Origin of the sequence: Mucilaginibacter sp., from assembly GCF_025359345.1 — a bacterium.
In the GTDB taxonomy this organism is placed as follows: domain Bacteria; phylum Bacteroidota; class Bacteroidia; order Sphingobacteriales; family Sphingobacteriaceae; genus Mucilaginibacter.
This window is the reverse complement of the sequence record NZ_JANYGQ010000014.1, coordinates 26,355-38,089: the sequence shown is the minus strand read 5'-3', so window position 1 is coordinate 38,089 and position 11,735 is coordinate 26,355. Positions and strand designations below refer to the sequence as shown.

The following is an 11,735-nucleotide window of genomic DNA, read 5'->3' as shown; positions in this document are numbered from 1 at the left end:
TATTTAATAGTATTTATTCCGATATAATAGCATTCTGCACTGCACCAGCAAGGAATTAGGTTATTAAATATAAATTGGTTAGATTTAATATCTCATTAAACCAAACAAATTATCACATGGATTTTAAAGACCAAATTTTGCAACTCGCTTTGCGTGCGGAAAAAATGCTCCCGCAACTTCAAACCGAAGAAGCTACTAAAAATGCCTTAATTATGCCGTTCATCCAAATTATGGGTTACGATGTTTTTAATCCGTTTGAGGTGAATCCCGAGTATATCGCAGATATTGGCATAAAAAAAGGCGAAAAGGTCGACTACGCGATAATGAAGGATGGGGAACCGGCTATATTGATAGAATGTAAACATCACCTGGAAAACCTTGATCCGCACAATTCGCAGCTATTTAGATATTTCCACACAACCAAAGCCAAATTTGGTTTATTATCAAATGGGATGACCTACCGTTTTTACACGGATTTGGTTGAAAAAAATAAGATGGATACCACGCCATTTTTTGAGTTTAAGCTAACTGAAATAAAGGACGTCGAAATTGCAGAACTTCGGAAATTTCATAAATCTTATTTTGATGTTGAGAATATAACTAACACTGCAAGTGAGCTTAAATATCTAAATGAATTTAAAAATATCCTCACCAAGGAGATGGATTCTCCATCTGAAAACTTTGTGGCGTTTTTCACAAAACAGGTTTATCCGGGCGTATTAACTGCGAAAATTAAGGAGCAATTCCAACCAATCGTTAAGCGTTCATTTAACCAATTAATTAACGATACGATTAATGAACGGTTAAAATCGGCGCTGAACCAGGAGAAACAAAAAGATGCCCAGGAAGCAGCTAAAATAGAAGTTGTACCGGATAATCCCAGTGCAAATATTGTTACCACTGAAGAAGAATTGGAAGGGTTCTATATTGTGAAATCAATATTGAGGCAAATTATCGATGCAAAGAGGATTACTTATAGGGACGCCCAATCTTACTTTGCTATCTTACTTGATGATAATAATAGGAAAACAATTTGTCGTTTATATTTAAATACCAAGAAATTGCTGGTTGTGTTAGATGAAAATAAGAAAGAAATTAAACATGAAATCAGCGGGATAGATGAAATATTTAAATACAGTGATGTATTGGTGAAAACAGTTGAAAAATTGGATAAAAAATAAAAGACACTTAGATTTGACAACTTTTTAAAAGTTGTCAAATCTCCCCGGCAAACTCGCCAGATATAATTTTTATAACCTACTGTAGCGTTGCGTATTATCGCCCCGTAATACGTAATAAATAAACCGCCATGAAAGCATTTTTATTTATTTTTTGTATATCGGCGACAATTGTGGGCTGCACAAAAACCGGTGTTGCACCGGGCAATTTAGTTGGCACCTGGGAGTTGCGACATTACTCGGGCACCATAGCCGGGGTTAACAAGGACGTCCCCGCCGGGAATGGCAGCCTGTTGCAATTTAAAGCAGACAGCACCTTCCAGCACTTTACCAATTTTAAAGCTGATAACAACGGACGTTTCCGGATAATAAAAAACGGCGTTAACTGGGGCGATGAAAAGCATGATGCCATTTACCTGGGCGAAAATGACTCCCCCAATTTCTTAATCGTAAAGGCTGACTCGTTAATCATCGGCAACACCTTCCCGGATGGCGTAACGTCATTGTATTTACGAACTAAATAACTAAATACATCATGAGACTGATAAGGTTGTTTTTATTTGTTTTTTGCGCGGCGATTATGTCAACGGGCTGTAAAAAAGACTTGCAGGATACTGCTAAATTAAAGGCTGCGGCTAACAGCCCGTTATTTGCAAAATGGGAGCTTAGAATTGAACGGGGCGGACTTCAACCCGACAGGAATTTTGCAGCGGGTAACGGCAACATCGTACAATTTAACGCCGATAGCACTTATGCATTTTATGTAGCCGACGCCATTACAAAACAAGGCACATTTCACATAGCAACGCAAACTTATGCACAGGGGAGCGAAAAGTATTACCTTATTTACTACGATGGCAGCGCAAACGGCGAAGTAATTGATGTGCAAAACGATATGCTCACTTTAGGGACCAGCATTGCCGACGGCCCGTCGTATGTCTACGCAAAAAAATAGTCAGTCCTGCGTTATTTTACGCTGCAGCGCTTCAATATCATCCCAAAACATCCAGTGCGGGTTTAAATAGCCTGCGTCCTGTTTCAAATAGAACGCCTGGTAGGGATTAGTGCTGTCAATTCCCACGCAAAGGCTGGTAGCCCGCTGGGTTTGCAGCCAGCCTAAAAATTCAGTCAGCAATTTCGCACCGATCCCCTTTCGCTGGTACTCTTTTAAAATATAAAACGACTGAATTTCGGCATCCTTTTCATATCGTGTGGTAAGATGTCCCGCAATATAGCCCACTATTTTACCATCAATTATCGCCTTATAAACAACCCGCTGCTGCTTTGCACTGGCCGGCGATTGCCCGTTAAAATAAGTATTCCACCTGTAATAACGGGTATCATAGTCAATAGCGACCGGCTCATTATCCGTAAATGATCGCAGCTTGCTTTCAACTTCTACATTGGTAAGTTCATCAACATCTGCTATGGTTGCTATAACTATTTCCACTTTATCATTTACAAGCTTCCCAAATCTTTACCGCCTCAACCGCTTCCTTCACATCGTGCACCCTTAAAATATTGGCCCCCCTGGTTAAAGCGACAGTATTTAAAGCGGTTGTCCCATTCAAAGCCTCGGCAGCGGTAATATTTAGTAATCCGTATATCATTTTTTTGCGCGATATGCCTGCAAGTATGGGCAATCCCAGCATTTCAAAATCTCGCAGCCGGTTCATTAATGCATACCCGTTTTCCGGCTTTTTGGCGAAACCAAAGCCCGGGTCAATGATTACATCATGCACGCCTAACTGTTTTAGTTGGTGGTATTTGTCAGCAAAATAATCGTAAACCTCCGCAAATACATCATCATAAACAGCCAGCTGGTTCATGGTTTTTGGGTTGCCTTTCATATGCATCAATATGTACGGCACCTGCAGGCGGGCAACAGTTGCAAACATCGCATCATCCAGTTGTCCGCCACTTATATCGTTGATAATGTGAGCGCCCGCGTTTATGGCGGCTTCAGCAACCGGCGCGCGAAAAGTATCTATAGATAAAATTGCATCCGGGAAACGTTTTACTATCGCCTCAACTACAGGCTGTAACCGGTCGGTTTCTTCCTGCATGCTTATATCATCAGCACCCGGGCGGGATGAGTATGCGCCAAGGTCTAAAAAATCAGCGCCTTCATTCAGCATTTTTTCAGCCTGTTGCAGTGCCGCGTCAATACCTTGTTTGCGACTGCCTGCATAAAACGAATCGGGCGTGAGGTTGATAATGCCCATCACTTTGGGCCGGCTTAAATCAATAAGTTTACCCCCTGCATTCAGCGTTACCTTTTTCTGAAAAAATGTATCTTTAGCCACGCGTTGTTGTAATGTTTAAAAGTTGTAAAGTTGAAATGTTATTTAGCGGTTTCTCAACCTTCCAACGTTTCAACCTTACAACATTACAACTTCTAAATAACAAATGAAAAACAAAACTTCCGCATCACCTTTACTTTGGACAGCCCGCATTTTAGTGGGCTTGCTTTTTATATTCTCGGGCCTCGTTAAAATAAATGACCCGCTTGGTTTTTCGTACAAGCTTGAAGAATATTTCGAGGTGTTCCATATCACATTTTTAAACGGCTTTGCGCTCAGTATTTCCATCATACTTTGCTCGCTCGAAATTATACTGGGCTTTGCTTTGTTAATTGGCGTGCGCGCTGTATCGGTGGCATGGGGACTGCTTTTGTTGATTATTTTCTTCGCCTTTTTGACGTTTTATTCGGCTTATTTCCAGGTGGTGCAAACCTGTGGCTGCTTTGGCGATGCCATCCCGCTGACCCCTTGGCAATCATTCAGTAAGGATGTGGTATTGCTGCTGCTTATCATCGTAATATTCAAAAATAGAAGGGATATCAAACCATTATTTAGCGCCAAAACAAGTGATAATTTACTGATTGCTTCAGTAGTGATGTCAGTTGGATTTGGTTTATACACGTACAACTTCTCGCCGGTGGTTGATTTTCTCGCCTATAAGGTCGGTGCAAATATCCCCGAAGAGATGGCAACCCCGCCCGGCGCCAAGCCTGATGAATACGAAATTACTTACAACCTGAAAAATAAAAAGACGGGCGAAACCAAAACCATGACGAATACCGAATACATGAAAACCGGCATTTGGAAGGATAATAATTGGGAAGTGGTTCAGGGTAAGTCTGAAAGCCGTTTGGTAAAAAAAGGTTTCACTCCCAAAATTCGTGACCTCGCAATACAGGACGCGCAGGGCAATGATTATACAAAAGAGCTGGTATCAAATCCATACAATAACGTCATCATCGTGGCCAATGATTTAGCTAAAGCCGACGAGGAAGCCATTGGGCGACTGAATGCCATGGCGATAAACCTTGCGCAAAATTTTAATACGCGTACGGTAATGCTTACCTCAAACTCGCACCAATATACCGAAGCTTATGCTAAACAGCACAAGCTGATGTTCGAGATATTTTATGCTGATGGGGTGCCGTTAAAAACCATGGTGCGTGCTAACCCTGGCATCCTGTTGTTAAAAAATGGCGTGGTTTTAGGCAAGTGGCACTACCATTCCATGCCTAAGTACGATGATTTGGTAAAGAAATATTTTCAGCAACAATAAATGATCAGCTACCTCATCCGCAAGCTATTTTACGGGATTGCTGTGATGCTCGGCATTGTGGTGGTGGTATTTTTCCTGTTTAATATTTTGCCGGTGGACCCTGCCCGGATGACACAGGGCCAGCGCGCTGATGTGCAGTCGTTACAGGCTATCCGCAAAGAATTTGGGCTTGATAAACCTGTTCCGGTTCAGTTTGCATATTATTTGAATGATCTTTCGCCAATTGGGCTGCATGCCAATAATAAAGAGGAGCGGGAGCGCTATCATTACGTAAAACTATTTGGTGTGCCCGGTAACAATGTAATCGCCCTTAAATGGCCTTACCTGCGCCGTTCTTATCAAACGCATAAAGAAGTTGCCCGCTTGTTGATGGAAGTTATCCCCAACACGCTGGTGCTGGCTACCACGGCGATGATCTTTGCCATCATTATTGGTGTGTTTTTAGGGGTGATAAGCGCCGTAAATCAAAACACCTGGATTGATAAGCTGGCTATAGGTTTTTCCACGCTCGGCGTATCGGCACCGTCATTTTTTGCGGGAATAATTATTGCCTGGATATTCGGCTTTGAGTTGAGTAAATACACCGGCCTGAACATGTCTGGCAGTTTGTACAGTTATGACCCGTTCAAAGGCGAGGTAATAACGTGGAAAAACTTAATATTGCCCATGGTGACGCTGGGGCTGCGGCCGCTGGCGATAATAGTGCAGCTTACCCGCAACGCCATGCTGGATGTGCTGGGACAGGATTATATACGCACCGCTAAAGCAAAGGGTTTAAGCAATAATGCCATCATCTATCGGCATGCGTTAAAAAATGCTTTAAACCCGGTTATAACAGCTATTGCCAACTGGTTTGCGTCACTATTGGCAGGCTCGTTTTTTGTGGAGTATGTATTTGGCTACAATGGCTTGGGTAAAACCACTGTTGATGCGCTGGAAATGTCGGACTTCCCGGTGGTAATGGGTAGTATCCTGTTTATCGCTTTTATTTTTGTGGTGATAAACATTTTGGTGGATTTGATTTATGTTTGGGTCGACCCGAGGGTGAAATTGGCGTGAAGTTCGTAGAAGGTAGTAGCAGAGGGGAGTAGCAGTAGCAGTCTTCCGGGTAGAAAAATTGAAATGGATAATTTAGAAGAAGAAAATTCCGAAGGTTTAGGTTTGATATTCCTTATCGGCTTTATGGGTTGCGGTAAAACTACCTTGGGGCGCAAACTGGCTTCCAGGATGGGCTATATGTTTATCGACCTTGATCATGTGCTGGAAGCGCATGTTGGAATGACCATAGCCGAATATTTCAGCGCCCATGGAGAGGCTGCTTTCCGCAAGCTTGAATCTGAGATATTACAAACAACACCTTATCCCGACAATGCCGTTATTTCAACAGGTGGCGGACTGCCTTGTTTTTTTGATAATATGGAGTGGATAAATGAGCACGGCAGATCGATATATATCCAACTTGCCCCTAAAATACTTGCCGACAGGCTGGAGCACGAAAAAGTAACCCGCCCCGTGCTGCAAGGCAGGCATGGCGATGAGTTGATCGCGTTTATTGCTGATAAATTGGCTGAGCGGGAGGTGTTTTATAAACAGGCAACGATTGTCACCAATGGATTGAGCTTGACTGCAGAGAAGGTGGAGAAATTATTGCAGCCATGACCCCACTTTGTCTTTGCGAACGAGGAACAAGTGAACCAACCTCGTCGTTAGGTTTTCGAACTTACAGGTATTGAACTGATATGTTGTATACTTAGCAGGCGACGAAGTTGCCGCGCTGCTCTCGCAATTGACAAGATTTTATATTTATTCATCTACCTCAAATAAACCCCATCTTCTTCGCCTTCTTCGTCCAGAACCACATCAACAAACTCCTTTAATACGGTGGATAAGGCCATTCCGGCAAAATCTGTTATCATGGGGAAACGTTTGTGGTTACGGTCGATAAGTACAGCTGTGCGTAGTTTTTTTAGGGGGACATCGCGGAAAACGCCAAAGCCGTAAGCCAGGGTTTTGCCGCTATTGAGTACATCGTCAACCAAAATAACAACCTTGTTGCTGCAATCCTGCACATTAAAGTTAATGGTAGCTTTTAAACTGGTGCTTTGCTTATCCAACTCGATACCAATGAAAGTGCTTTTAAACGGCGCAATATCATCCAGGATGGCTTTTATGCGTCGCGCAATTTTATCGCCGCTGGGCAAAATGCCGGCAATTAAAATTTCCTCTTCCTCAAAGTTATCTTCCAGTATCTGGTAGGCAATACGGTCAATTTTTTGCTGTATTTGCTGGTGGTTTAATATCAGGAGGTGCTTGTCAGACATTGCTTTGTTGCTTTATTGTTGTATTGCTTTATTGTTGTATTGCAATGCAGTTGTTGGATTTATATCAGCGGTAAAATTAATCTTTTAACGTTACGACAATTTAAAAATAACAATATTAATAACCATTCAACAATTTAACAATAAAACTATCCCTTTCCTACTTCAAATACGGTACATATACAAAATTCGCCCCTTCAGGCACTACCACAAAAACGCACATATAATCGTGCGGGTTTTTGTAGCTGTTGATGAAGCGGTCCTTCAGTATTTCCTTTACCACACCTTTTTCAACAAACTCTTCCAGCGTGCTGGCGTGTATGCTCCATTCGGTGTTTAAATCGAAACGGTCGAGTATCAGCTCGCCTAATGCCAGTTCGTGCTGGTGGGCTATAAAAATGGGGTATTTGGAAAGCCCTTCCACCATAATCTCCACCGCCACCTCGCGGATTGATTCATTAAAGAATTTCAAATCCTTCTCCAAACTCAACAGTGGACTCTCTTTTTTTGGCCCATCGCTGTTTGTTCTGTCTTCGTTTAAAAGCTCTTCCGGTTCCATGTACTTATTCTTATTATTAACGTCATGCTGAACTTGTTTCAGCACCTCATTTGCTTGGTAGCCTTCATGCCGGCAACCTGTACTGTGGGTTCCCGAAATAAGTTCGGAATGACAGTTCTTTTAACAAACTTCTGGCCTCTAATCCCTCAAAACTAATAACACCACATTTTCCACATGCTGTGTGTGCGGAAACATATCCACCGGCTGAATTTTCACGGTATCATATTTCTCCTTCAATACCAGTAAATCGCGGGCCTGGGTTGCGGCGTTGCAGCTTACGTACACAATTTTTGGTGCTTCAATTTCCATCAGGCGGGCAACCACGTCGGGGTGCATGCCGGCGCGCGGCGGGTCGGTTATGATTACATCGGGCTTGCCGTGTTCGGCCACAAAATTGGCTACCAGTACATCCTTCATGTCGCCGGCAAAAAATTTGGTGTTGGTGATGTTGTTGATGGCCGAGTTTACTTTAGCATCCTCAATAGCCGTTGGCACATATTCAACACCTACAACCTCGCGTACATTACCGGCTATAAAATTGGCGATGGTGCCTGCGCCGGTATACAAATCATAAACCAGTTCGTTGCCGGCAAAACCTGCAAAATCGCGGGCTATTTCGTACAGCTTTAAGGCTTGTATTGAATTGGTCTGATAAAACGATTTTGGTCCGATGCGGAACTTTATGCCATTCATTTCCTCATGGATATACTCCGGTCCTTTAAAAGCAACCACATCCTGGTCAAAAATAGTGTCGTTCTTTTTTTGGTTGATGATATACAACAGCGAAGTTATATCAGGGAAATTGCTGTCGATATAACTCATCAGCTTATTCACTTCCTCTTCACTCGCGTAAGCAAAAACAACTATCACCATCACCTCGCCGGTCGAAGAGGTACGTACCACCAGGTTGCGTAGTGCCCCTTCATGGCGTTTTAAATCGTAAAAGCTGTAGCCTTCACGTATCGCAAACTCGCGGAGCGTATTGCGTAAAGTGTTTGATGGCTCGGCCTGCAGCCAGCAGTGGTTTACATCCAGTATTTTATCAAACCTGCCGGGGATATGGAAACCCAGCGCATTCATGTTCAGTTCTTCGTCTTCGCGGTTCTCGCCATCATACAGCCAGCGTTTGTTGCTGAAAGTATATTCCAGCTTGTTGCGGTAGTATTTATCGGCAGGCGAGGGGATAATGGCATCCATGTGGTCCACATCAATCTTTGCCAACCGACCAAGCGCATCAGCCACCGACTTTTGTTTAAATTTCAGCTGCGCTTCGTAGGTCATGTGCTGCCACTTGCAGCCGCCGCAGGTACCAAAGTGCTCACAAAATGGCTGCGTACGGTATTCGGATGCTTGTTTTAACGTAACTATTTTACCTTCGCCAAAGTTTTTCTTGCTGCGATAAACGGCCACGTCGGCTACATCGCCGGGCACAGCTTTTTCCACAAAAAGCACAAAATCATCGGCTTTGCCTACGCCTTTGCCTTCTTCGGCAATATCAATAATGGCAACATCTTCAAAAAACCTTTTTTTAGCAACTTGATTCATCAGGCTGCAAAGGTAATAGTTTTGTTGTAAGGTTGGAATGTTGTAAAGTTGGAACGTTAAGGAAGCCTGCTGTTGCTGTGCAAAGCGCTGGCGGACAATTATTCCGCCTCTTGCATAACACCATCAACTACGGAGATCACGGCGCAACAAGTTATGGGCGACCGTGCAAGGTCAGTCACCACGAGTAAAAGGGTCACAGCTAAATAAACATGTTTACTATCAATTGCCAGAAATTATCAGGCTCAATAGTGGGCATGTCAAACTGTGCATCAATCATTTCTGAAAATTCAAACAGCTCCCGGCTCATATAATAATGTCTTATTATTACAAATTAAGGTATTTATATACCAAAAACCAAATTGGTATTTCGTTTTTATTTTTTTCAATTTATTCACCTACTCAAATTCCAGGTCTGTTTTTAAACGCCTTAAACTGTAAATCGCGCGTGCTTTTATTTTAAATCCCTTAATTATATGCCCAACCGTATCTCCACTAATCTTTGATCGCGAGGTATCTGCAGGGGCGGGTAATTCTGTCCTTTCCAGTTGTTCCACCGTTATTTTATCGCCGTTGCACCTTGTAATTATCATCCCTTCTTCTTCGTCAAAAGTGCCCAGGTATTTTCTGAAACTGACGGAATCTTTCAAATACCTTGAATCTTCATCGCCACCCCATGCTCCTCCGCCAAATACCATGTAAGTTTCAAGGTATAATCTGCAATTACACCCTTTTTGATATTCGCTTAAATCGATAGTGTAGCCGTGGTAATGCTTGCTGAAATTGCTGGAAGGGAGGATACATATCAACAATGACGTAGCGACGTTAATACCTAAGGGAAAGTAAGGCCGGCGGCAAGTTTTGGCGTGGGTTACCCAAAAAACAATGCTTTTAAACAAAACCTTTATGTACAATAAAGATGCGCATAGGTTAACGCATATCAGCACAATCCACCATGCGGCGAAATAGTTAAAATTAAGAAGATAAACAACCATGGCAATTGCCATGGTTGCAAGCGGCCATTTATATGACGAGGTTCGGGTTATTTTATCTTTTTCAGAAAATTCCATGTGTTGTATCTTACGCCCAATTTAAATATTCCGGCGGGCGCAACTCATAAAACCAACTACCTGAACCGATAAAGAAGCAATTGGCAATCATTAAGTAAGCAAAGCCGCTGTTATCATTAAATAATCCGTCCTGCAATAAGGTGAGTTTAAACGTTATTATAGTTAACACAATGCCCGTGATGGAAATTGTTGATAACCGGGTGCGATGAATGTGTATGCGCTTTACAATCAGTAATATAATTACATAAAATACCAGCCATGTTGCTATTGAAAACAATAACTGGAATCCGGCAAAAAATAACCAGTCGGAAAAAAATGAGCCGGTGGCCTGCCAAAAGCTTTGTGAAAGGCTCGGCTCTTTAACCATGGTTATAAGCACGAAAGCCAACGCAGCGCCAACAACACTGGTTAGCCATACGCGTAAGGAGTATTGGAAGATATTTGAGTTCATGATTTACTTAGATTTTGAGTTTTTAAAATGAAGTGTATTGCAAATTTTATTGAGGGGACTTCCTAGGGAAAGACTGCACCTGACCGAATTTTCTCAACTTTTTTTTCAATTGCCCTTAATAATGGTAATTTATATACCCAAGACCCAATACAGACGCAAAAACAGTTGAGCAGCATGAGGTATATAAATTCATCATCAACAAATCCGTCATCATAAATAGCTAAACGGAACATGATGACTGTGAGAGTTACACTACCTACACAGTTTATGGCTTTTGCTATAGTAAGATTTGCAGAATACCGGGTCGAAAGCGTTACGATAATCCAAAATAAGAATGAAGATATAAATGAAAGTAGCGTGCCGATAATTACATATACTATATACCTAAAGATGATGGAATCGCCGTATGTCTCGTTGGGTAAATCATTGATTGTTTTGTAATTGGTGATGATGAGGAATAACGCCGGGGTTACTAATAAACCGGTAAGCCAAACTTTTAAACTATATTTAATATTACTTGCCATTAAATTCGTTATGATACTTATTAACCACTGCTTTAAATGATTGTCAAATACCAGCGGCCCTTCGTTATTTAATAGTTAAGCTTTTCGTTCGTCCCCAGTCGGTAAAACCAACTGAACCAAGCAATACACAGGCAACTTGCAATCATCGAATAAATGAACACATTTGGTGTGCCGCCACCCATAAGGAAAAAGAAAAGTTCGAATGTACCTGCGACCAGTGCGATGCCCAAAACAGATATTATACTCTTTATCCTGACTATTGAGTTGGCGTAATTGATCGTTATCTTTATAAACAGGAAAAAAAATATGTAGGTTGGTAACGAGCATATACCACTGAACAACACTATAGTCGGGTACGCTGGCAGCAGGTCGAAATTACCATGATATGGAGATGGCGGAAGAACGCTGTTTTCTGCGTAATCACAAATCATCACAATAACCGGCGCCACAACCATGCTTGTTACCCACACTTTTAAGCTGTATTTAAATTCGGTGCATTCCATTTGATAAGATT

At 42.1% G+C, this 11,735-nt stretch carries 15 protein-coding genes; 6 read left to right on the top strand and 9 right to left on the bottom strand.

Going from position 1 to position 11,735, the window contains the following annotated elements; all coding sequences use genetic code 11:
- Positions 1 to 116 precede the first annotated feature (116 nt).
- The 3 genes from Q0R52_RS07715 (at position 117) to Q0R52_RS07705 (ending at position 2,133) form a co-directional block, all read left to right on the top strand.
- Positions 117 to 1,181 carry a type I restriction endonuclease gene (locus Q0R52_RS07715; RefSeq protein ID WP_295793667.1) on the top strand — a complete coding sequence of 355 codons (1,065 nt, stop codon included), beginning with the start codon at positions 117 to 119 and terminating at the stop codon, positions 1,179 to 1,181.
- A 128-nt stretch (positions 1,182 to 1,309) separates the two neighbouring features.
- Positions 1,310 to 1,702 carry a hypothetical protein gene (locus Q0R52_RS07710; protein WP_295793666.1) on the top strand — a complete coding sequence of 131 codons (393 nt, stop codon included), beginning with the start codon at positions 1,310 to 1,312 and terminating at the stop codon, positions 1,700 to 1,702.
- 11 nt (positions 1,703 to 1,713) lie between these two features.
- A complete protein-coding gene (locus Q0R52_RS07705) occupies positions 1,714 to 2,133 on the top strand; it encodes a hypothetical protein (protein ID WP_295793663.1) in 420 nt (139 codons plus the stop codon).
- Here Q0R52_RS07705 and Q0R52_RS07700 read toward each other — a convergent pair whose 3' ends face one another.
- Together Q0R52_RS07700 and folP are read right to left on the bottom strand one after the other, a co-directional pair.
- Positions 2,134 to 2,628 carry a GNAT family N-acetyltransferase gene (locus tag Q0R52_RS07700; protein WP_295793661.1) on the bottom strand — a complete coding sequence of 165 codons (495 nt, stop codon included), beginning with the start codon at positions 2,626 to 2,628 and terminating at the stop codon, positions 2,134 to 2,136.
- 4 nt (positions 2,629 to 2,632) lie between these two features.
- Entirely contained in the window at positions 2,633 to 3,484 is an 852-nt protein-coding gene (gene folP, locus Q0R52_RS07695; RefSeq protein ID WP_295793659.1) for a dihydropteroate synthase, read from the bottom strand.
- 103 nt (positions 3,485 to 3,587) lie between these two features.
- On the opposite strand from folP, the gene Q0R52_RS07690 reads away from it, so the two are divergent.
- The 3 genes from Q0R52_RS07690 (at position 3,588) to Q0R52_RS07680 (ending at position 6,416) form a co-directional block, all read left to right on the top strand.
- On the top strand, positions 3,588 to 4,757 hold the full coding sequence (locus Q0R52_RS07690) for a BT_3928 family protein (protein ID WP_295793656.1): 1,170 nt from the start codon (positions 3,588 to 3,590) through the stop codon (positions 4,755 to 4,757).
- Complete coding sequence (locus tag Q0R52_RS07685) at positions 4,758 to 5,816, top strand: ABC transporter permease (protein WP_295793653.1); 1,059 nt, start codon at positions 4,758 to 4,760, stop codon at positions 5,814 to 5,816.
- A 63-nt stretch (positions 5,817 to 5,879) separates the two neighbouring features.
- The gene (locus Q0R52_RS07680) at positions 5,880 to 6,416 is read left to right on the top strand and encodes a shikimate kinase (protein WP_295793651.1); all 537 of its coding nucleotides are present in this window, start codon (positions 5,880 to 5,882) and stop codon (positions 6,414 to 6,416) included.
- 152 nt (positions 6,417 to 6,568) lie between these two features.
- Here the strand turns inward: Q0R52_RS07680 and Q0R52_RS07675 are convergent, their stop codons facing one another.
- From Q0R52_RS07675 to Q0R52_RS07645, 7 genes are all read right to left on the bottom strand, one after another.
- Entirely contained in the window at positions 6,569 to 7,078 is a 510-nt protein-coding gene (locus Q0R52_RS07675) for a phosphoribosyltransferase family protein (RefSeq protein ID WP_295793650.1), read from the bottom strand.
- 157 nt (positions 7,079 to 7,235) lie between these two features.
- Complete coding sequence (locus tag Q0R52_RS07670) at positions 7,236 to 7,634, bottom strand: hypothetical protein (protein WP_295793648.1); 399 nt, start codon at positions 7,632 to 7,634, stop codon at positions 7,236 to 7,238.
- A gap of 138 nt (positions 7,635 to 7,772) precedes the next feature.
- Positions 7,773 to 9,179: a 23S rRNA (uracil(1939)-C(5))-methyltransferase RlmD gene (rlmD, locus tag Q0R52_RS07665; protein WP_295793646.1), complete on the bottom strand. Its 1,407-nt coding sequence runs from the start codon at positions 9,177 to 9,179 to the stop codon at positions 7,773 to 7,775.
- Positions 9,180 to 9,574: 395 nt separating this feature from the next.
- Positions 9,575 to 10,246, bottom strand: coding sequence for a hypothetical protein (locus Q0R52_RS07660; protein WP_295793644.1), 672 nt, complete (start codon positions 10,244 to 10,246; stop codon positions 9,575 to 9,577).
- 10 nt (positions 10,247 to 10,256) lie between these two features.
- A complete protein-coding gene (locus tag Q0R52_RS07655) occupies positions 10,257 to 10,697 on the bottom strand; it encodes a hypothetical protein (RefSeq protein WP_295793642.1) in 441 nt (146 codons plus the stop codon).
- 62 nt (positions 10,698 to 10,759) lie between these two features.
- The gene (locus tag Q0R52_RS07650) at positions 10,760 to 11,221 is read right to left on the bottom strand and encodes a hypothetical protein (RefSeq protein WP_295793641.1); all 462 of its coding nucleotides are present in this window, start codon (positions 11,219 to 11,221) and stop codon (positions 10,760 to 10,762) included.
- Positions 11,222 to 11,289: 68 nt separating this feature from the next.
- On the bottom strand, positions 11,290 to 11,724 hold the full coding sequence (locus Q0R52_RS07645; protein WP_295793638.1) for a hypothetical protein: 435 nt from the start codon (positions 11,722 to 11,724) through the stop codon (positions 11,290 to 11,292).
- Between the last annotated feature and the right edge of the window lie 11 nt (positions 11,725 to 11,735).

Coding starts and splice junctions, on each gene's coding strand:
- Q0R52_RS07675 (WP_295793650.1), bottom strand. CDS start 7,078: ATGTCTGACAAGCACCTCCTGATATTAAACCACCAGCAAATACAGCAA.
- Q0R52_RS07685 (WP_295793653.1), top strand. CDS start 4,758: ATGATCAGCTACCTCATCCGCAAGCTATTTTACGGGATTGCTGTGATG.
- Q0R52_RS07645 (WP_295793638.1), bottom strand. CDS start 11,724: ATGGAATGCACCGAATTTAAATACAGCTTAAAAGTGTGGGTAACAAGC.
- Q0R52_RS07670 (WP_295793648.1), bottom strand. CDS start 7,634: ATGGAACCGGAAGAGCTTTTAAACGAAGACAGAACAAACAGCGATGGG.
- Q0R52_RS07705 (WP_295793663.1), top strand. CDS start 1,714: ATGAGACTGATAAGGTTGTTTTTATTTGTTTTTTGCGCGGCGATTATG.
- Q0R52_RS07650 (WP_295793641.1), bottom strand. CDS start 11,221: ATGGCAAGTAATATTAAATATAGTTTAAAAGTTTGGCTTACCGGTTTA.
- Q0R52_RS07680 (WP_295793651.1), top strand. CDS start 5,880: ATGGATAATTTAGAAGAAGAAAATTCCGAAGGTTTAGGTTTGATATTC.
- Q0R52_RS07710 (WP_295793666.1), top strand. CDS start 1,310: ATGAAAGCATTTTTATTTATTTTTTGTATATCGGCGACAATTGTGGGC.
- Q0R52_RS07655 (WP_295793642.1), bottom strand. CDS start 10,697: ATGAACTCAAATATCTTCCAATACTCCTTACGCGTATGGCTAACCAGT.
- rlmD (WP_295793646.1), bottom strand. CDS start 9,179: ATGAATCAAGTTGCTAAAAAAAGGTTTTTTGAAGATGTTGCCATTATT.
- Q0R52_RS07660 (WP_295793644.1), bottom strand. CDS start 10,246: ATGGAATTTTCTGAAAAAGATAAAATAACCCGAACCTCGTCATATAAA.
- Q0R52_RS07690 (WP_295793656.1), top strand. CDS start 3,588: ATGAAAAACAAAACTTCCGCATCACCTTTACTTTGGACAGCCCGCATT.
- Q0R52_RS07715 (WP_295793667.1), top strand. CDS start 117: ATGGATTTTAAAGACCAAATTTTGCAACTCGCTTTGCGTGCGGAAAAA.